The sequence below is a fragment of the Aestuariivivens marinum genome (assembly GCF_022662175.1).
Taxonomy (GTDB): Bacteria; Bacteroidota; Bacteroidia; order Flavobacteriales; family Flavobacteriaceae; genus Aestuariivivens; species Aestuariivivens marinum.
Genome location: NZ_JAKMCR010000001.1, coordinates 179,536 through 200,781 on the forward strand (window position 1 = coordinate 179,536; position 21,246 = coordinate 200,781).

Annotated in this window: 19 protein-coding genes and 1 riboswitch; of the genes, 4 read left to right on the forward strand and 15 right to left on the reverse strand. The window is 35.6% G+C overall.

Annotation, left to right across the window (positions count from 1 at the left end; all coding sequences use genetic code 11):
- Positions 1-162: 162 nt before the first annotated feature.
- Together dtd and rsgA are read right to left on the reverse strand one after the other, a co-directional pair.
- Entirely contained in the window at positions 163-615 is a 453-nt protein-coding gene (gene dtd / locus MR053_RS00760) for a D-aminoacyl-tRNA deacylase (protein ID WP_242130618.1), read from the reverse strand.
- Positions 616-641: 26 nt separating this feature from the next.
- On the reverse strand, positions 642-1,589 hold the full coding sequence (gene rsgA, locus MR053_RS00765; RefSeq protein ID WP_242130619.1) for a ribosome small subunit-dependent GTPase A: 948 nt from the start codon (positions 1,587-1,589) through the stop codon (positions 642-644).
- Between the two features lie 86 nt (positions 1,590-1,675).
- Between rsgA and MR053_RS00770 the strand changes: the two genes are divergently transcribed.
- Entirely contained in the window at positions 1,676-2,128 is a 453-nt protein-coding gene (locus MR053_RS00770) for a hypothetical protein (RefSeq protein WP_223548816.1), read from the forward strand.
- 46 nt (positions 2,129-2,174) lie between these two features.
- Here MR053_RS00770 and MR053_RS00775 read toward each other — a convergent pair whose 3' ends face one another.
- The 4 genes from MR053_RS00775 to MR053_RS00790 form a co-directional block, all read right to left on the reverse strand.
- Positions 2,175-3,257 carry a bifunctional 3-deoxy-7-phosphoheptulonate synthase/chorismate mutase type II gene (locus tag MR053_RS00775; RefSeq protein ID WP_223548818.1) on the reverse strand — a complete coding sequence of 361 codons (1,083 nt, stop codon included), beginning with the start codon at positions 3,255-3,257 and terminating at the stop codon, positions 2,175-2,177.
- A gap of 89 nt (positions 3,258-3,346) precedes the next feature.
- Entirely contained in the window at positions 3,347-4,198 is an 852-nt protein-coding gene (locus MR053_RS00780; protein ID WP_223548820.1) for a prephenate dehydrogenase, read from the reverse strand.
- Between the two features lie 109 nt (positions 4,199-4,307).
- On the reverse strand, positions 4,308-5,453 hold the full coding sequence (locus tag MR053_RS00785) for a pyridoxal phosphate-dependent aminotransferase (RefSeq protein ID WP_242130620.1): 1,146 nt from the start codon (positions 5,451-5,453) through the stop codon (positions 4,308-4,310).
- A complete protein-coding gene (locus MR053_RS00790) occupies positions 5,450-6,277 on the reverse strand; it encodes a prephenate dehydratase (RefSeq protein WP_223548823.1) in 828 nt (275 codons plus the stop codon). The genes MR053_RS00785 and MR053_RS00790 overlap by 4 nt, the downstream gene beginning before the upstream one ends.
- A 281-nt stretch (positions 6,278-6,558) precedes the next feature.
- Between MR053_RS00790 and gldA the strand changes: the two genes are divergently transcribed.
- The 3 genes from gldA (at position 6,559) to MR053_RS00805 (ending at position 10,855) form a co-directional block, all read left to right on the forward strand.
- Complete coding sequence (gene gldA / locus MR053_RS00795; protein ID WP_242130621.1) at positions 6,559-7,455, forward strand: gliding motility-associated ABC transporter ATP-binding subunit GldA; 897 nt, start codon at positions 6,559-6,561, stop codon at positions 7,453-7,455.
- A 118-nt stretch (positions 7,456-7,573) separates the two neighbouring features.
- Positions 7,574-9,664, forward strand: a complete 2,091-nt coding sequence (gene pta, locus MR053_RS00800) for a phosphate acetyltransferase (protein WP_242130622.1) — start codon at positions 7,574-7,576, stop codon at positions 9,662-9,664.
- Between the two features lie 3 nt (positions 9,665-9,667).
- Positions 9,668-10,855 (forward strand): acetate/propionate family kinase, encoded by a 1,188-nt coding sequence (locus MR053_RS00805; protein ID WP_242130623.1) that lies wholly within the window; start codon positions 9,668-9,670, stop codon positions 10,853-10,855.
- Positions 10,856-11,002: 147 nt separating this feature from the next.
- On the opposite strand, the gene MR053_RS00810 is transcribed toward MR053_RS00805, so the two are convergent.
- The 9 genes from MR053_RS00810 to MR053_RS00845 all read right to left on the reverse strand — a co-directional run bounded on the left by MR053_RS00810 (position 11,003) and on the right by MR053_RS00845 (position 21,245).
- The gene (locus tag MR053_RS00810) at positions 11,003-11,749 is read right to left on the reverse strand and encodes a head GIN domain-containing protein (protein WP_242130624.1); all 747 of its coding nucleotides are present in this window, start codon (positions 11,747-11,749) and stop codon (positions 11,003-11,005) included.
- A gap of 83 nt (positions 11,750-11,832) precedes the next feature.
- Positions 11,833-12,930 carry an acyloxyacyl hydrolase gene (locus tag MR053_RS00815; protein ID WP_242130625.1) on the reverse strand — a complete coding sequence of 366 codons (1,098 nt, stop codon included), beginning with the start codon at positions 12,928-12,930 and terminating at the stop codon, positions 11,833-11,835.
- A 34-nt stretch (positions 12,931-12,964) separates the two neighbouring features.
- Positions 12,965-13,921 carry a methylenetetrahydrofolate reductase [NAD(P)H] gene (metF, locus tag MR053_RS00820; RefSeq protein ID WP_223548833.1) on the reverse strand — a complete coding sequence of 319 codons (957 nt, stop codon included), beginning with the start codon at positions 13,919-13,921 and terminating at the stop codon, positions 12,965-12,967.
- Positions 13,922-14,289: 368 nt separating this feature from the next.
- The gene (gene metH, locus MR053_RS00825) at positions 14,290-16,965 is read right to left on the reverse strand and encodes a methionine synthase (protein WP_242130626.1); all 2,676 of its coding nucleotides are present in this window, start codon (positions 16,963-16,965) and stop codon (positions 14,290-14,292) included.
- A gap of 86 nt (positions 16,966-17,051) precedes the next feature.
- Positions 17,052-17,150, reverse strand: a complete 99-nt coding sequence (locus MR053_RS14025; RefSeq protein ID WP_394800307.1) for a hypothetical protein — start codon at positions 17,148-17,150, stop codon at positions 17,052-17,054.
- Positions 17,151-17,253: 103 nt separating this feature from the next.
- Complete coding sequence (locus tag MR053_RS00830; protein ID WP_242130627.1) at positions 17,254-18,273, reverse strand: homocysteine S-methyltransferase family protein; 1,020 nt, start codon at positions 18,271-18,273, stop codon at positions 17,254-17,256.
- Between the two features lie 52 nt (positions 18,274-18,325).
- Positions 18,326-18,448, reverse strand: a riboswitch (SAM riboswitch).
- A gap of 78 nt (positions 18,449-18,526) precedes the next feature.
- Positions 18,527-19,417, reverse strand: a complete 891-nt coding sequence (gene cysM, locus MR053_RS00835; RefSeq protein ID WP_242130628.1) for a cysteine synthase CysM — start codon at positions 19,415-19,417, stop codon at positions 18,527-18,529.
- Entirely contained in the window at positions 19,401-20,144 is a 744-nt protein-coding gene (gene epsC, locus MR053_RS00840; protein WP_242130629.1) for a serine O-acetyltransferase EpsC, read from the reverse strand. The genes cysM and epsC overlap by 17 nt, the downstream gene beginning before the upstream one ends.
- Before the next feature lie 51 nt (positions 20,145-20,195).
- Positions 20,196-21,245: an NAD(P)/FAD-dependent oxidoreductase gene (locus MR053_RS00845; RefSeq protein ID WP_242130630.1), complete on the reverse strand. Its 1,050-nt coding sequence runs from the start codon at positions 21,243-21,245 to the stop codon at positions 20,196-20,198.
- Position 21,246 lies beyond the last annotated feature (1 nt).

Genomic DNA, 21,246 nt, shown 5'->3' on the forward strand with positions numbered 1-21,246 from the left:
GATGATTTTCAATAAAATGTTTTGAGAGAAGTTCAGAATTTTAAACCTGTAGCAAATAGGTTATACAAAAACCCTGTGTTTCAAATATAAAAAAAGGATGTAAGAAATTTGTTGAAAAATGAAAAAAAATTCTTAAATATTTGGTCATAATGCTAAACAGACCTATTCTTTTTGTTTTGAATCAATTATTATGGTCACTGGCCCATCGTTGACAAGTTCCACCTTCATATCAGCTCCAAACTGACCGGTTTGAACCAACTTTCTTAAATCGTTTTCCAACTGTTTTATGAAAGATTTATATAATAGAATAGCAACATCTGGTTTAGCAGCTTTAATATAGCTGGGTCGATTCCCTTTTTTAGTAGACGCGTGCAAAGTAAATTGACTCACAACGATAACATCTTTTTTGTTGTCGACTAAAGACTTATTCATTACACCTTGTTCATCATTAAAAATACGTAGGTTAACTATTTTATTAGATAACCACTTAATATCTTCCAAAGAATCTTCATCAACAATCCCAAGAAATATTAAAAGCCCATCGTTTATTGAAGCTACTTTTTTGTCTTGGATAATTACACTAGCTTTAGATACTCTTTGGATGACTATTTTCATTTTCCTATTGTTATCTTAACTATTTTCTAACTATCCCAATTATCGGTTCTATAATGCTCTTCTTCTCCTTGTAGTATTTGCAAATAGCTCCTATATCGTGAATAAGCAATCTCATTATTATCTAAAGCCTTTTTTACTGCACATTTAGGTTCTTGTATGTGTAGGCAATTGTTAAACTTACAATCTTGTTTGAGTTTAAAAATTTCTGGGAAATAATCCCCCACTTCTTCTTTATCCATATCCACAACTCCAAAACCTTTTATACCAGGAGTATCGATTATTTTTGCTCCAAAACCTGTATCGAACATTTCAGCAAAGGTTGTGGTATGTTGACCTTGCATGTGTAAACTAGAAATTTCCTTAGTCTTTAAATCCAAGGTGGGCTCAATAGCATTGACCAAAGTCGATTTTCCAACACCGGAGTGCCCAGAAAACATACTTACCTTACCCGTCATAAGCGCCTTAACCTTTTCTATATTTTTTCCTGTTTTAGCAGAAATTCCAATACACTCGTAGCCTATATTACGATACACATGGGCTAAATATTTCACTTCCATAAGGGTCTCATCATCGTATGTATCAACTTTATTGAAAAGAAGAATAGTTTTAATGGAATAGGCTTCGGCCGTTACCAAAAACCGGTCAATAAAACTAGTTAATGTAGGAGGATTGTTAATGGTAATCATTAGAAATACCTGATCTAAATTTGTGGCGATGATATGGGTTTGTTTAGATAGGTTCACTGCCTTTCTAACAATATAGTTTTTTCTATCGTGTATCTTATGGATAATTCCTGAAACATTGTCACTATTGGTTTCCAATTCAAAATCCACTACATCTCCAACAGCTATAGGGTTGGTACTCTTAATCCCTTTGATGCGGAACTTTCCTTTTATCCTACATTCATATACATGACCTAATTCGGTTTTAACCGTATACCAACTACCTGTAGATTTATAAACTGTTCCTGTCATTATTTTCAAAAGTAATTGAAAAAAAGTAATTATTCCCGTTAGAAAAATAGTTAAATTGGTCACTTAACTTCAAAATTCATCACATTATGAAAAAATTATTAATTCTATTAAGCCTGTGTTTCTTTTCCTTTATTGAAACTAATGCTCAAATTGAGTACAAAATTATAACAACTGTTGAATCTATAGTGCCTAGCGGCTTGGGAAGATCACGCATAATTTCTTCCGTTGGTGAAAGAGACTATAAAGAGTTTACATCTGAACAAACTGAAGAAGACCACACAAGAAATAAGTCGAATAGAAAAGATATTAGAGTGAAAGATTTTGAAGAAACCAAACTACTTAACTTTTACAATATTGCCGGTATTAGATTTCAAAATATTGCAGCCAACGATGCCGTAGTTAGCTCTAAAGTTAATGCCATGATTGAAGAAGGCTGGGAACTAGCCTTTGTTACTAGTGCTGTTGAGAGTGATAGTGGGAAAGATGATGGCCAAGGTATTTTCATTACTAGATATATTTTTAAAAGAAACAGACAGTAATTATATTTTTATAAAAAAGCCTCGCTAGGCGAGGCTTTTTTATAAACTACCCATTAATAATCTTTTCTTGATGATTAATCGATTCTTGGTGAATAGCCTTAAACATTTTTAAAATGAACTCTTCACTTAAACCATGTTGCTCACCTTCCAGCACCATTTTACCTAAAATTTCGTTCCAACGCTTAGATTGTAAAACCGCTACGTTTTTACTCTTTTTAAGTTCTCCTATACCATCGGCTGCCTTCATACGTTTGCCTAATAGTTCTATGAGCTGGTTATCCACAACATCTATTTGAGCCCTTAAATTATTAAGTGCATTAACATATTCTGCTTCAGCATCGGTTTCTTTCTTTATTTTCAAATCTCTCATTATTTGCACCAAGGTTGATGGTGTTACTTGTTGTGCGGCATCACTCCAAGCATTATCTGGATCGATATGTGTCTCAATCATTAAGCCATCAAAATTTAAATCCAGTGCCTCTTGGGACACATCAAAAATCATGTTACGATTACCTGTAATGTGAGACGGATCATTGATTAGTGGAATATCTGGAAACCTATTCTGAAACTCAATAGCCAATTGCCATTCTGGAATATTACGATATTTGGTCTTTTGGTAGGTTGAAAATCCTCTGTGAATAGCTCCAATATTCTTAACACCAGAACTATAAATGCGTTCAATACCACCTAACCACAACGATAAATCTGGATTAACAGGATTCTTTACTAAAACTGGCTTATCGGTACCTTCTAAAGCATCAGCTATTTCCTGCATAATAAATGGACTTACCGTAGAACGAGCACCTATCCAAAGTAAATCTACATCATGCTCTAAAGCTAATTTTACATGGGCTGCATTGGCAACTTCGGTACACACTTTCATACCAGTTTCCTGCTTTACCGTTTGCAACCATTTTAAACCTAAAGCCCCAACACCCTCAAACATACCTGGACGGGTTCTAGGTTTCCATATTCCAGCCCTAAAATAATTGACATCGGTATCCTTTAAGTCGTTAGCAATTTTAAGCACTTGCTCTTCGGTTTCAGCACTACATGGCCCTGCAATAACTAACGGATGATCTAAGTTTAAATCATCTAACCAAGTTCTCATTTCTTTCTTGTTTTCCATATCCCTTTTGTCTTTCAGATTTTTTCCTTCGGAAAAATCTATTTATAAATTTATTTTAGTTTTAATATTTAATTTTTTACTTCAACCTTTTAGATTATTCCGTTTAAAATATCTTTTATATGATTGACGTCTTTCATTTCATTAAAAATGGCCTCATAATCATCTTCCTCCATAAAGGCCTTGAAAAGCATAAGATTATTGATATACTCTTCTAGAGTCTCAATAACATTAGCTTTGTTTTGCTTAAATATGGGTGCCCACATTTCCGGAGAACTTTTAGCCAATCGAACCGTCGACGCAAATCCACTGCCTGCCATATCAAAAATATCGCGCTCATTTTTCTCCTTCTCAATAACCGTTTTTCCCAACATAAAAGAACTAATATGTGATAAATGCGATACATAAGCAATGTGCTTGTCATGGGCAACAGGATTCATATACCGAATGCGCATCCCTATGGCTTCAAACAGCTTTAAGGCTTTTTCCTGTAGCTTGAATGCTGTTTTTTCAACTTCACAAATAATATTTGTTTTGCCTACAAACAAATTATCGATCGCTGCACTAGGCCCCGAGAATTCCGTACCCGCAATAGGATGCATGGCCAAAAAATTTCTTCGCTTTGGGTGATCTTCCACAGCTTTACAAATAGCTTCTTTTGTAGAACCTGCATCAATAACCAATGCTGTATCTGGAATCTTATCTAAAATGGTTGGTAATAATTTTACCGTGGCATCTACAGGAATAGAGACAATGACCAAATCGGCTTTTGATAGATCTTCCAATGTCGCCTTTTTATCTATTAATTTTAAGGACAGGGCTTCATTAAGTGTTGCATCCTTTCTACTAATTCCATGTATAACCACTTCAGGATCATGGCGTTTAATATCCTTTGCCAAACTACCTCCAATTAAACCTACTCCTAAAGCATAAATCTGTTTCATTTCCTTTGTCACCCCTTTACGGCATCCCTCCAAACGGAGAGAACTTTAATTATTATTTTTTTTTTACTACAATCTGCCATTATTCCAGATTACTATCGGAACCTCTTACCTATTTAATTCTAGTTATTGCTTCTTCTAAATCTTCGGTTTGAGCACATAATGAAAAACGTATGTAACCTTCTCCTTTACTTCCAAAAATAGTTCCGGGCGTTATGAAAATATGATGCTCTTTTAATACTAAATCAATAAATTCTTCCGCATTAACAAAAGCAGGTAATTTTGCCCAAACAAATAATCCAGAAGCTTTCTTATCGTAAGTACAATTAAGAGACTCTGCTAATTTCCATATTAAATCCCGACGCTTTTTATAAACACTGTTAAGTGTAACAAACCACATTTTCGAGCAATTCAAGGCTTCAATAGCTCCCTTTTGTATACCATAGAACATACCGGAATCCATGTTACTTTTAACCTTCAATATATTATTAATATGATCACCATTACCGACAACCATACCTACACGCCACCCTGCCATATTAAAAGTCTTACTTAATGAATTTAACTCTAAGCAGACATCTTTAGCTCCTTCAATATTTAAAATACTTGTAGGATTATCATTTAATATAAAACTGTACGGATTATCGTTTATAATTAAAATATCATGGCGCTTTGCAAAATCCACCAATTCCCTAAAGGTGTGCTCACTAGGCACAGCTCCCGTTGGCATATGTGGGTAATTGACCCACATGAGTTTTACTTTACTTAAGTCTTTTTGTTCTAAGGCCTTAATATCTGGCTGCCAGTTATTCCTTTCGTCCAGCTCATAAAAAACAGGTGTCGCCTGCATAAGTTTTGTAACCGATTGGTAAGTTGGATACCCAGGATTAGGTATCAATACTGCATCGCCTTGATTTAAGTAAGCCATGGAAATATGCATAATACCTTCCTTACTTCCAATAAGCGGCAAAATATCAGATTTCGGGCTTAAAGACACGTTATAATGTTCCTTATAAAAAGTAGCCATAGCCTCCCTAAGCTCTGGTAGCCCCTGATAACTTTGGTATTTATGCGCATTGGAATCGAACAAACTATTGGCAATAGCATCAACCACTTTTTGTGGCGGACTTAAATCAGGACTACCAATACCTAAATTGATTACAGGTTTACCACTTGCAATAAGCAAATTTACTTCCCGTAGTTTTTTTGAGAAGTAGTATTCCTCTACAGTATGCAATCTATTTGCTACTTCAATCATGACTTCCCATTTTTATATTCCCCTAAAACTTTTAAATTATGGCCCATAATTTTTATTACGGATTTGGCTTTTTTAAAATCCAAATAAGCTTGAAATGTAACGTCAACAAAAAAAGAATATTTCCAAGGCGTTTCTACCACTGGCATAGACTGTATCTTAGTTAAATTAAGTTTACAATCACTCATAACGTTTAATATGGTCGCTAAACTACCTCGCTTGTGATCGGTTTCAAACTTTATTGAGGCTTTGTTTATTTCACTTTCAGGTACTTCAGAATTGGTTCGCTTTACAATGGCAAAACGGGTTTCGTTATGTTTAATGGTTTGAATGCTATGGGCCAAAATATCAAGCTCAAAAATTTCAGAAGCCAAAACACTGGCTATAGCTCCAACAGCTTTCAACTGCTTTTTCTGAATACGTTGTGCAACCTCGGCAGTATCTTTATCTTCAACCAACTTAATATGTGGGTACTTTTTGAAAAACTCCTTACATTGTAGCAAAGCCATGGGATGTGAATATACCTCTTCAATATCCTGAATACTTTGTCCAGGCAAAACCATTAAATTATGCTGAACATCAACATAATGTTCTCCAACAATATGCAAATTACAACCATCAATAAGTGCATAATTTGGCAATATAGATCCCGCAATAGAATTCTCTAGAGCCATGATAGCGGCATCACATTCTTGGTTAAGTAGAGCCTCAACTACCCTATCAAATGTCAAGCACTCAATAGCTTCAACATCTTTGTTGAAAAACTGCTGGGATACAATATGATGGAACGATCCCTTTACACCCTGTATAGCTACTGTCTTAATCATAAAAAAAAGTCTCGATTTTCATCGAGACCCCATATTAAATTTATACTTTAAATTATACATACAACGTCTCGTTCCTTTAGCTAAAAAAGAAATAAAACCAATTGTTAAAATATGTATAATGTCCTGTTGCTGTCATAATTATGCGGCTAAAGTAAATAATATTTTAAAATATTAAAATACTAAAAAACGTTTTTTTGCATTTTTGTAAAAGATTTAAAGATTTTACAACAAATCACACAATACGTTAGATAATCATTACTTTTGAACAAACTATTTTAAATATGTCAATAGAAGTTATAGGTATTACAAAACTTTACGGCAACCAAAAAGCATTAAACAAAATATCTTTTACCATTGATAAACCAGAGATAGTTGGCTTTTTAGGGCCTAATGGTGCTGGAAAATCAACCATGATGAAAATATTAACCACTTATTTAAAAGCCACAAGTGGTAGTGCAAAAATTAATGGCTTTAATGTAAATAACAACCCTAAAAGGGTACAACAAAGTGTAGGTTATTTACCGGAACATAACCCATTATACACAGAACTCTATGTTAGGGAATACTTAAACTTTAATGCCAATATCTATAATGTGACTAAGGAACATATCGATGAGGTTATTGAACTTACAGGTCTAACGCCTGAAGCACATAAAAAAATAGGACAGCTTTCTAAGGGTTACCGTCAACGGGTAGGATTGGCTTGTGCTCTATTACACAATCCCGATGTGCTCATTTTGGATGAGCCAACCACTGGATTAGACCCCAATCAGTTGGTTGATATTCGACATTTGATAAAACAAATAGGAAAAACCAAAACCGTATTTCTATCCACCCATATTATGCAGGAAGTCGAAGCCATGTGCGACAGGGTAATTATTATTAACAAAGGTGAAATAGTTGCTGATAATAACTTGAAAGACTTAAGAAAGGAAAAAGAACAAACCGTAATTGTAGAGTTTGATTATCGTGTAGAAGATACCTTTTTATTGGCCCTTCCAAAAGTAGATAGAGTAGTAAATATTCATGATTTTGTTTATGAAATTACCTTTAACACTTCGGAAGATATGCGCTCTCATGTTTTTGACTTTGCCTACGACAACCAATTAAAAATCCTTCAACTAAACCAAAAAAACGCAAGTTTAGAAAGTTTGTTTAGGGATTTGACCAAAAATTAAATCATTTTAAAATATTATAACCAGTCCCATTTTAAACAAATGCATGACAAATATCATCTTTGTCCTAAACTTTAGACCTTAATTTTGCATTGACAAATACTAGATACTCTAAAACACCATGAGCAAAGGAATTTATGTAGCAACCATAGAACCCAATAGCGGCAAATCTGTTGTGGTATTGGGTTTAATGCGTATGCTTTTAGGAAAAACCGCAAAGGTAGGCTATTTTAGACCCATTATAGAAGATACTGAAAACGACGAAAAGGACAACCATATCAATACGGTAGTATCTTATTTTGATATTAATATAGATTATAAAAACACCTATGTCTATACCAGAAATGAAGTACTTAACCTATACAATCAAGGTAAATCGGGACATGTTATTGATGAAATCATCAAGAAATATAAGAAGCTGGAAAAACGTTTTGATTTTGTACTGGTTGAAGGTACCGATTTTTCTCATGAAAATTCAAGCCTGGAATTAGATATTAATATCCTAATTTCAAAAAATTTGGGACTGCCTGTTATAATCGTCATGCAAGGCAACAATAAAACGCTTGAGGAAATTGTTGATAGTGTCCAACTGGCACACGATACTTATAAAGAAGATGTTGATGTACTGTCCATAATGACCAACAAAATTGAATCAGACTTTGTTTCAACATTAAAGGTTCAGCTTCAAAATCGTATTCCTAATAGTACAGACATAAGTGTAATACCCAAAATTAAAAGCTTGGCCAACCCCACCATTAAGGAAATAGTAAAAACCTTAAATGGTAACATCCTTTTTGGCAAAGAATTAATAAACAACCAATCCGAAAGCTTTAGTGTAGGAGCTATGCAACTGCGCAACTACCTTGTTCATTTAAAAGAAAATGCTTTAGTAATTACCCCAGGAGACCGTGCTGACCTTATTTTAGGTGCTTTACAGGCCAATATATCAAAAAACTATCCTAAAATTTCTGGTATTGTTTTAACAGGGGGACTCATTCCCGAAGATCCAATTTTAAAACTTATTGAAGGACTTTCTAGTATTGTTCCCATTATTTCTGTACAAGGTGGCACCTTTGCTGTGACCAATGAAATTGGAAAAATTAAATCGAAGATCTATGCCGAAAACATTGATAAAATCCAAACTTCAATTGCTACGTTTGAAAAACACGTAAATACAGAAAAACTGGCTAATGATTTAATTACTTTCGAATCGGATATTTTCACACCTAGGATGTTTCAATATAACTTGTTGCAACGTGCTTTAAAAAACAAAAAACATATTGTACTTCCAGAAGGTTACGACGAACGTGTATTGAGGGCTACCTCTAGATTAATCGATGCCCAGGTAGTAGATATTACCTTAATTGGAGAAGTCGACAAAATTAAAGAACGTATCGTAAAATTGGACATTCCTTTAGATATTACTAAAATAAATATTGTCTCTCCAACAAAATCACCCTATTTTGAAGATTACGCACAAACCTTCTATGAACTTAGAAAACATAAGAATGTAAACCTGCAAATGGCTAGAGACATGATGACGGACGTGTCCTATTTTGGTACTATGATGATTTATAAAGGACATGCCGATGGCATGGTATCTGGTGCAGTACATACCACTCAACACACTTTACGTCCAGCCTTACAATTTATTAAGACCAAACCTGGGGTAAATATTGTTTCTTCTGTGTTCTTCATGTGTTTAGAGGACAGGGTATCTATTTTTGGTGACTGTGCCATAAACCCAAATCCCAATGCAGAGCAGTTGGCAGAAATAGCCATATCCTCAGCTAAAACCGCCAAGGATTTTGGCATAGAACCAAAGGTGGCCATGCTGTCTTATTCCTCTGGTGCTTCTGGCAAGGGTGCAGATGTGGATAAAGTGAGAACTGCTACCGAAATCGCGAAACACAAAATACCAAACCTTAAAATTGAAGGCCCCATACAATATGATGCTGCTGTAGATTTACGGATTGGTAAAAGTAAACTACCGGAATCCGAAGTAGCAGGTCAAGCCAGTGTATTGATTTTCCCAGATTTAAACACAGGAAACAATACCTATAAAGCGGTACAGCGAGAAACTGGAGCATTAGCTATTGGGCCTATGCTTCAAGGGCTTAACAAACCTGTTAATGATCTAAGCCGTGGTTGTACTTCTGACGATATTTACAGTACTGTTATAATAACTGCCATTCAAGCCCAAGATCTATAAGTTATGCAAGTATTAGTTTTAAATTCCGGAAGTTCATCGTTAAAATTTCAATTGTTCTCCATGCCGGAAGCCACTATTTTATGTTCTGGACTTATTGAACGTATTGGGTTCGAAGATGCCAAATTCAAATTCAAAACAAATGGAAAAACCATAGAAACGATTACACCTATAAAAAACCATAAAATAGGCTTGGAGCTTTTGTCTCAACAACTTTTAGATAACAACACAGGTATTATTAAATCTCCAGATGATATTGACATTGTTGGGCATCGCGTTGTACATGGCGGGAAACATTTTAGTGACACCACAGAGATTACCAAAGCCGTTAAAGCCAAGATTAAAGCCTTATCTGCTTTGGCACCTTTACATAACCCAGCCAATTTAGAGGGTATTGAAGTTGCCTCTGCTATTTTTCCAAACGCTAAGCAAGTGGCTGTTTTCGATACAGCTTTCCATCAATCCATTCCAGAGTATGCATACAAATATGCTATACCTAACGATTTTTCGGAAAAACACAACATTCGCGTATATGGATTTCATGGCACAAGCCATAAGTACGTTTCAGAACAAGCTGTTAAATATTTAGGAAAAGAAGATTCAAAAATCATAACCATACACTTAGGAAATGGGTGTAGCATGACCGCTATTAAAGATGGTAAAAGTATTGACCACTCTTTAGGATTTTCACCTGTTAGCGGGTTAATTATGGGAACACGTTCTGGCGACATTGATCCTGCGATTATTTTTTATTTAGCCGAAAAATACAAATATAGTTTAGATGAAATCAATACACTTCTACAAAAGCAAAGCGGCATGTTCGGTTTAACTGGATTCAGTGATTTAAGGGAAATTGAAGCTGAAGCCCAAAGAGGTAACAAAGCTTGCCAATTGGCGTTGCAAATGAATGTATATCGCATAAAAAAATACATTGGTAGCTACGCTGCTATTTTAAACGGATTGGATGCTATTGTATTTACAGCTGGTATTGGTGAAAATTCTATGTTAATTAGAAAAATGGTTTGTGAAAACCTAGATTTTCTTGGGATTATATTAGATGAAGGAAAAAATAAAGAGCGATCTGGCCAAATTAGGGAAATAAACGCGTTACATTCAAAAGCAAAAATTTTAGTCATTCCTACAAATGAAGAGTTAGAAATTGCCAAGCAGGCTACGGGATTATACCAATCATAGCAACCTATTTCGGCACTAGCCTTTATTATTTTTAAAGGTTTCATTCCTATAATAGATGAAACCTCCTGCTCTATCTACTTTTAATTAATAATCGACTAAATTATTAATACATATTTATATCCTTTTTCAAACATAGGATGATAAATTTTACTCAAAAATTAATTGGCCTTTATACAATTCCTCCACTTCAACTAAAGGAGGCTCGTTAACTGAAATCACATTGCCCGTACCTGAAATTTTACCTTTTAGGGATTGTTGTGGGTTTACAATCATATCGTTAGAACTGCGGTTCCACAGCGTCACGTTTTGAGCTACCAAATCACGACCCTCAAAACGAGATGTTCCTGCGGCAAATGTAATATGTAAGTTATTGGTTTTGCCCGAAATATAGACATTGGACAAGTTGTTAAAAACCACTATAAATAAATTGTTTTCAATATGCAACTTAAAATTAGCATTGGCAAAAGTGTCTGGCGCATTAAAATCTTCGGATAAAATGGTTAAACTGGGATAAGTCAATACCCCATTGGAACTAATATCATACTGTGTGGAACTTCGTATTTCGGTAATATTGGGCGAAGTTACATAGACTTTAGTAACCCCATAATCGCGTACATAATTGCAGCTATTGTTATCGGTTAATAATAATCGACCATCAATAACTACAGCTTTAACATCATTGATTAAGTTTTTTCCCGTTTCAATAACCACTTTTTGCTCCGCACCTTCCTTTACAATCAGTTCAATATCCCGATTCACCAGAACCTTATCAAAAGAAGCCAACACCATTTCCTGCCTAACTATGCTTCCCGTGTTTTGAAAGCAATCGTTTGAATCTTCACTGTTGCAAGCGACAATCAACATAAATGTAAGTATGTAAAGTATGTTTTTCATTACTATCATTACTGCGAAAGCAGGAATCTATATATTCATTATAGAGTTCAATTTAAAAGATTCCTCTTCTCAGGAATAACAAACTATAGTCTAACCCCAATTCCAAACTCAACCGCCTCAGCTTTTGCGCCATGTGATTTTAATGTCAAAGCTCCAAACCACTTGTTGCCAAAATAACGTTTAACACCTATCCTAAAATAAGTTCGTCCTTCAAAATCAAAAGGATAATAAACATAATACCCCAACTGTGACAATATGGATATTTTATTAATAAACAATTCATGTCCCACAAAAACACCAACACGTTTAAAATCTTCATCGCCTGAAATATTATCCTCTGGAAAAGCCACGCTTTTATAATAGATCAATTCCTTTAAAAAGTTTGAAAAAAACACATCTACTCCCAACTGTAAGGCACTTTTTCGATTAATGCGCTTATCGGTATAAGCCGAAACAATATAAAATGGAAATTGCCCGCTTCCCACTACATCACTTTCATTAATACCTGTTCTAAATACCAAATTATACTTTATGGATTGCCTAAATCCTCTGTCATTTTCAATTAAAGTGTATTGATATTCAGGACTATTTTCTTCTAATCTATAAGTCACTCCTACATTTAAAGATATTGAATTAATACTGGTATTTGGAGCTTTTACATTAGCATTGGAATAGTGGATAAAAGATAAACCTGCTTGAAATCCAATGTTATCAAACAAACATTCTTTTTTGTAATTCAATAAAGCGTATGTACTACTCATAATATGCGTTCCAAATGCAATATTCCTAAAATTGTTCTCCTTATTATAAGGATTATTGGTATAAGCTAATCCCTGACCAATACGAAACATTAAATATCTCTTAAAAAAGTAAAAATTGTAATGAACATAAGCTGACACCACATTACCCAACACCTTATTTTTAAGGTTTTGATAAGCTATGGACATACCATAATCGGGATAGTTATACCTTTGCTCCCATGCATTGAATCCATAGGTTTTCTTATTCCATCCAAAAATAACGCCTTCAGGATGTCCTTGTATTAAATGTAGTATATCATTGTTATGTAATGCAATATTCCCGCTAAAATAATTGACATCAATAAAGGATGTATATGCTTTGTCCTGAGAAAAGGACATCCTACAAACTGCACATAAAAAACATAAAACTATTAGCCTCATGTAGATTGGTTCTCAGGCAAAAGTACATGAATTATTAGAATAACTCTGATGCTATCGCTTTAATGTTGTCACTTTTACCCATGGAGTAGTAATGCAAAAATGGTACGCCTGCCTCTTTCAACTCCTTCGACTGCTGTATAGCAAACTCAATACCAACCTGCCTTACCGCCTTATTATCCTTACAGGCTTCAACAGCGTCAATAAGGTCTTGGGGTAAATCAATTTTAAATATTTGAGGCAAAACCTGTAAATGGCGTTTTACTGCAATAGGCTTAATACCTGGAATAATAGGGACATTAATCCCTATTTCTCTAGCCTTGTTTAAAAAATCAAAATACTTTTTATTATCAAAAAACATTTGGGTTATAACGTAGTCTGCACCAGCATCTACTTTTTCTTTTAAACGTTTTAAATCGGTAGCCAATGAGGGTGCCTCCATGTGTTTTTCAGGATAACCAGCCACACCAATACAAAAATCATAATTATGTTCTGTTTCCACATTATCATGTAGATGTTGCCCTTTATTTAAATTTGTTATCTGTTCAACCAATTCTCTAGCATAAGCATTACCGCCTGTGGTAGGCACAAAATAAGGTTCGTCCTTTCTAGCATCACCACGTAAGGCAACAACATTATCAATCCCCAAATAATGACAATCTACCAGCACATATTCGGTTTCTTCCTTTGTAAATCCACCGCACAATAAATGTGGAATAGCATCTACCTTGTATTTATGCATAATAGAAGCACAGATACCAACAGTTCCAGGGCGCATACGAGTAATTCGCTTTTCTAACAGGCCTTTTCCCTTATCAATATAGACAAATTCTTCCCTTGATGTAGTCACATCAATAAAAGGAGGATTAAATTCCATTAAAGGATCTATATTATTATACAAGTCTTGAATGTTCATACCTTTTTTTGGTGGTATCACCTCAAATGAAAACAAGGTTTCTCCTTTTGCTTTCTTTATGTGCTCTGTTACTTTCATTTATGCTGATTTATTTCAGTATCACTTAAATTAGCCACGAATTTACAAATGATTCCCGATAGCCCTTTCTTTTTATTTAAAAAAATAAGCAATAGTTAGTGCAGTAACAGTAAGTATTAATAGCTGAACAAAGAATACTAATTCTGCTCTATTTTTTTTCATATTTTTTATTTTCACTGCAAAATTTGCACTAATTAAGTTTTATGCCGTTAGACGAAATACAACAAATTGTTAATTTATTATTAGGCGTCACTCTATTTATGCAGAGTCACACATTCTAATATATCTTTTGTGTTATTCTCGATACTTGCTTCACATACTCGAATTGAAAACAAAAGGATGTCGCTACAAACAATAATGCTTAAAGTTTATTGATCGGCAATATTAGGATGCAACCACTTTCTAGCTTTATCCTTATCAATACATTTTCTTAAGGCATAATCGGTAACCTGATCATCAGTAATTTTACCTAATCCAAAATATTTCGCTTCCGGATTTGCAAAATAATATCCTGAAACAGCTGCTGCTGGCCACATAGCCAAATTATCGGTAAGCTTGACCCCTATTAACTTTTCAACATCAAGTAACTGCCAAATGGTTTCTTTTTCTAAATGATCTGGACAAGCAGGATAACCTGGAGCAGGGCGAATGCCTTTATAGTTCTCCTTAATTAAATCGTCATTAGTTAAATCTTCATCTTCAGAATAACCCCAATGCTTGGTTCGTATTTGCTTATGTAAATATTCAGCAAAGGCTTCTGCAAATCGATCGGCTACAGCTTGAACCATAATAGCATTGTAATCATCGCCTTTGTCCTTATAGGATTTTGCTAATTTCTGAGCTCCAAAAATTGCGACACAAAAGGCTCCAATATAATCGGTTTTGCCAGTTTCCTTAGGTGCTATAAAATCTGCCAAGGCAATATTTGGAATACCTTCCCGTTTTTTCAACTGTTGACGCAAGGTTCTGAACACGCCAATTTCCTTGCCTTTTTTTAGAACATAAATATCATCATCATTTATGGTATTGGCTTCAAATAAGCCAAAAACTGCCTTCGGTTTTAGCATTTGCTTGGCTACAATTTGCTGAATCATCTCTTGAGCATCATCATACAACTGCTTTGCCTGTTCTCCAACAACCTCATCGTTTAATATATCGGGGAATTTACCATGTAAATCCCAGCTTCTAAAAAACGGACTCCAATCTATAAATGGCAATAAATCTTTTAAACTTAATTGCTTTAATACCTGAACTCCCAATTCTTTTGGCTTAACAATAGATGAATTATCCCAATCTATGGCATATTTTTTTTGGCGGGCTTGGGCTATTGAAATATAAGATTTCTCTTTTCCCCGCTTTAAAAACTTAGTACGGAAATCTTCATAATCGGCTTTTAGCTTGGTTACATATTCACGGGACGTTTTCTTGTTTAACAAATCACCAACCACTGTTACCGCTCTTGAAGCATCATTGACGTGAACCACTGCATTTTGATATTGGATATCTATTTTAACTGCAGTATGTGCTTTGGATGTTGTTGCTCCTCCAATAAGTAGTGGCAATTCAAATTTTTGACGTTGCATTTCCTTGGCCAAGTATACCATTTCGTCAAGTGATGGTGTAATTAGTCCCGAAAGTCCAATAGCATCAACCCGTTCTTTTATGGCTGTTTCTATAATTTTTTCAGGTGGCACCATCACACCCAAATCTACAATCTCGTAGTTGTTACAGGCCAATACCACACTCACTATATTTTTACCAATATCGTGTACGTCTCCTTTTACAGTCGCCATCAATATCTTGCCAACAGGCTCTTGCTTATCGGACTTTTCGGCTTCGATAAACGGGTTTAGGTACGCCACGGCCTTTTTCATAACTCGAGCCGACTTAACTACTTGTGGTAAAAACATCTTACCCGCACCAAATAAATCGCCCACAACGTCCATTCCAATCATTAAATGTCCCTCAATAACCTCTATTGGCCTTTGGGCTTGTAGCCTAGCCTCTTCAACATCATCAATAATAAAAGCATCAATACCTTTTACCAAAGCATGGGTAATACGTTCCTGAAGTGGGCTTTTGCGCCATGACAAGTCAACGGTTTTTTCTTTGGAAACACCTTTTACTGTTTCAGCAAATTCCAACAAGCGCTCAGTAGCATCATCCCGCCTATCTAGAATAACATCTTCAACATGCTCTAACAAGTCCTTGGGAATATCGTCGTACACCTCCAACATAGTTGGATTTACTATACCCATATTCATACCTGCTTGGATGGCATGATACAAAAACACCGAATGCATGGCTTCACGTACCACATTATTCCCTCTAAATGAAAACGACACATTACTTACCCCACCACTAACGCTTACATTTTCTAAATTTTGCCTCACCCAACGTGTGGCTTCAATAAAATCTATAGCATTTTTTCGGTGCTCTTCCATACCAGTAGCCACTGGGAATACATTTAAATCGAAAATAATATCTTCCGATGGAAAATTCACCTTGTTTATTAAAATATCATACGAGCGTTTTGCTATTTCTATACGCCTTTCATAATTATCAGCCTGTCCTACTTCATCGAATGCCATAACAATTACCGCTGCACCGTAACGTTTAATTTGCTTGGCCTCCCAAATAAATTTGTCTTCGCCTTCCTTAAGTGAAATGGAATTCACTACACATTTACCTTGTACAACTTGTAAGCCTGCTTCGATAATCTCCCATTTAGAACTATCGATCATTATGGGTACACGACAAATATCAGGTTCAGCTCCAAGAAGATTTAGAAACTTAACCATGGCTTCCTTACCATCTATAAGTCCGTCGTCAAAGTTAATGTCAATGATTTGTGCACCACCATCTACTTGATGACGAGCTATATCTAAGGCCTCATCAAACTTACCTTCCTTTATCAATCGCAAAAACATGCGGGAACCTGCTACATTGGTACGTTCTCCGACGTTTATAAAGTTGCTGTTCTCGTTAAGGACTAGGGGTTCCAGTCCCGAAAGCTTCATGTATTTTGTTTGTTTTATCTTCATTGTTAAAATGTTCTACCACTTGAAAAGGCTCATAAAATGGTGTTACAAGTCTTTACTTTCTTAATGTTTTTCCGATTTATGGAATCCTATTTCATGATTTTATACCATTCCCAATTTACCAATAAGATATACTTGTCGTCATGCTCTAAACACGTCTTCAACTCATGCGAAAAACAACCTTTCATCGACGCTATAATATGCTGAGCTCTTTGAAAATTAGCTTCAAAATATTTCGAAAAGACCTTTCTTTATGTTTAATATGGCAACTTCTAAAATCATCATTAATATCTAATGAGTCCCTTCGATCGCACTCAGAGTGACAAAATTACGAGGTTTATATTTTGCTGCTATATTGGCAATTACTTTAATATGTTCTGGTGTTGTTCCGCAACAACCTCCTATAATGTTTATTAAATTCTTTTTTAGATATTCCTCTATTTGCTCACCCATTTCTTCTGGGGTTTCATCGTACTCCCCAAAGGCATTTGGCAACCCTGCATTAGGATGTGCCGATATGGCAAACTCTGTTTTATTGGCAATAGCCTCTAAATGTGGCTGTAATAAATTGGCTCCTAAAGCACAATTAAACCCAATGGACAATAGCGGAATATGGGACAACGAAATTAAAAAAGCTTCTGCGGTTTGCCCAGACAAGGTTCTTCCAGAAGCATCTGTAATAGTACCACTCAACATGATTGGAATATCGATTCCTCTTTCTTCCTTTACTTCTTCAATTGCAAACAACGCCGCTTTAGCATTGAGCGTATCAAAAACTGTTTCCACCAATAATAAGTCGGCTCCACCATCAACAAGTGCTTCTACCTGTTGTTTGTAGGCTACACGTAACTGGTCGAAGGTAACCGCTCGATATCCTGGATCGTTTACATCTGGAGACATGCTGGCCGTTCGGTTTGTAGGCCCAATGGATCCTGCTACAAAACGTGGCTTATGAGGTTCTTTTTTTGTAAATTCAACTGCAACTTCCTTGGCTAACTTGGCCGACTCATAATTCAGTTCATAAACCAAATCTTCCATCTGGTAATCGGCCATAGCTATTGTGGTTCCCGAAAAGGTATTGGTTTCCACAATATCCGCCCCAGCCTCAAAATATTTGGCATGTATTGTTTTAATGGCTTCGGGTTGAGTAATGGACAACAAATCGTTGTTACCCTGTAAGGGTACAGGATAATCTTTAAAGCGCTCGCCCCTAAAGTCCGATTCAGTAAATTTATATTGTTGAAGCATAGTACCCATAGCACCATCCAACACTAAAATACGATCTTGTAAAGCCTGTTTTATTTTCGACATTTCGACATTATTTATATCTATATGTCATCAAGAAAAGCTAAGAAAACACTTTTCGTTATCTTTCTAACAAAATACAGTTAGTAGAATGTAGCACCTTCTTTGCCTTGTGTGATTTTTAGGAAAAGGGTTGCCAAGGTTTCAACGGGTCTATTCCCTCTACCTTTCTTGATAACACTAGTACATTTATGAACTGAACGACAAAAATAGCAACTATATTTTTGTTATCCTATGAAATCAGAAAAAACTACTTTCTTTACTCAAATAAGGTTGAAGATAAATACCGATCACCTCGATCACAAATAATCGCTACAATAAGGCCTTCATCTATTTGCTCAGCAATTTTTAAAGCACAATACACCGATCCGCCACTACTCATCCCTGCAAAAACACCTTCTTCCCTTGCCAATTTTTGCGTAGTTTCCTTAGCATCTGCTTCTGTCACTTCAACAATCACATCGACTTTAGATCTATCAAAAAACTTAGGTACATATTCCTCAGGCCATTTTCTAATCCCAGGGATTCTGGAATTATCATCCGGTTGTGCTCCCACAATAGTTATGTCTTTATTATTCTCTTTCAAATAGGTTGACACTCCCATTATGGTTCCGGTAGTCCCCATGGCCGACACAAAGTGTGTTATTTCACCTTGGGTCGCTTCCCAAATTTCTGGCCCTGTGGTTTTGTAATGTGCTTTCCAATTATCGTTATTTTCAAACTGGTTTAAAAGAGTATAGCCTTTTTCGTCCCTTAGCTTAAATGCCAAGTCGCGGGAGCCTTCAATCCCAATATCAGCTGGTGTTAAAATAACCTCAGCACCGTAAGCTCGCATGGTTTTTACTCGCTCTTCGGTAGAATTTTCAGGCATAATCAATACCATATTCAGCCCTAATAACTTAGAAATAAATGCTAAAGCAATACCTGTATTACCACTAGTGGCTTCAACCAAAGTACCCCCCTTTTTAATATCTCCCCGATTTAAGGCTTCACTAATCATATTAAAGGCAGGCCGATCCTTTACACTTCCTCCGGGGTTATTTCCTTCTAGTTTTAAAAACAACCTTACCTCTTTTTTTGAAATAAGATGTGTAGCCTCAACCAACGGTGTATTGCCTATTTGACCAATGATACTATTTTCGAATGTCATTCTTTTTGGGTCTAATTTTTATTTCGGTTTGGTAAGTTACCAATGAATTTTTTGGAACCGATTGGGTAATCCATACGTTTGCACCAATAACACTATCTGTACCAATAACGATATCACCTCCCAAAATAGTGGCATTGGCATAAATACATACATTATCCTCGATGGTAGGATGTCGTTTGGTAGATGCCAAACTTTTAGCTACTGAAATACCACCAAGCGTTACCCCTTGGTAAATTTTAACGTGATTGCCTATTATTGAAGTTTCACCTATGACAATACCCGTTCCATGATCGATGTAGAACGATTCGCCAATGGTCGCACCTGGATGTATATCGATACCCGTAATACCATGGATGTACTCACTCATCATTCTAGGCAATATATGGACCTTTTGCTTGTATAACTGATGGCTTAGCCTATAAATAGAAATAGCATAAAACCCGGGATAGGCCAAATAAATTTCCTGTAAACTATGCGATGCTGGGTCATTGCGCTCAAAAGCTATGGCATCTAAATCCAAAATAAGTCTTAATTCGGGCAACTTATTCTTGAATGTATCCCAGTGTTCCTCACCCCTTTCTATACTTAATTTGGCAAGGATTTTAAGAAACGTCAATTCTAAATATGCTTCATATTCATTATGTTGTTCTTCATCAAAAAGTGAATAGAACAAGCGCTTGGTAAATGTTTTAACGGTATCTTTTAGGCAAACATTATAGCTTTTCATTAGTTAATATTATCATAAATTAAATGACTAAGTTACACAATTATAATTTTATTAAATAGCCTGAATCACCGCTTTTGGTGCTTCTTTACGCGATCCATCAAATCCGTCTATACCACTCACTGTTGTATATTTTAGCACATACCTTTTCCCTGGATTAATAATGCGGTAAGCAGCTTGGCACATTAAAGTCGCTTCGTGGAATCCACAAAGTATCAATTTTAATTTTTCAGGATAAGTGTTCACATCACCTATGGCAAATATCCCGGGAATATTGGTTTGGTAGTTTAATGTGTTATCCACCTTTATAGCATTTTTTTCAATCTCTAACCCCCACTTTCCTATAGGCCCTAATTTTGGTAACAATCCAAATAACGGAATAAAATAATCAGTTTCTATTAAATTGGACTTACCCCCTTTGCTTACAGTAACTGCTTCAATTTTACCATCACCATGCAAGGCTGTAACTTCGGCTGGGGTTATTAAATTGATTTTATTCAATAGAGTAAGCTCCCTGACTTTTTCTACAGAATCCAACGCTCCCCTAAACTCATTTCTTCTATGGATAAGCGTCACTTCTGAAGCGACATCGGCCAAAAAGATACTCCAATCCAGTGCCGAATCACCACCACCTGAAATCACTATACGTTTATTTCTATAAACCTCAGGGTCTTTAATGATATAATCAACACCATTATCTTCATAATTTGCAATACCTTCGATAGTAGGTTTTCTTGGTTCAAAAGCCCCTAAACCTCCAGCTATAGCTACCACGGGTGCATGGTGTCTGGTGCCTTTATTAGTAATTACAATAAACGATCCATCTTCCAGTTTATCAATGGTTTCGGCACGTTCACCTAGTGTAAATCCCGGTTCAAATTGCTTGCCCTGTTCCAATAAATTCTTGGTTAAATCGTCAGCCAATATCTCAGGAAACCCTGGAATGTCGTAAATAGGCTTTTTAGGATAAATCTCCGAACATTGCCCTCCTGGTTGTGGCAACGCATCGATTAAATGACATTTTAATTTCAACAATCCTGCTTCAAACACAGTAAATAAACCTGTTGGGCCTGCTCCTATAATTATTATATCGGTTTTAATCATG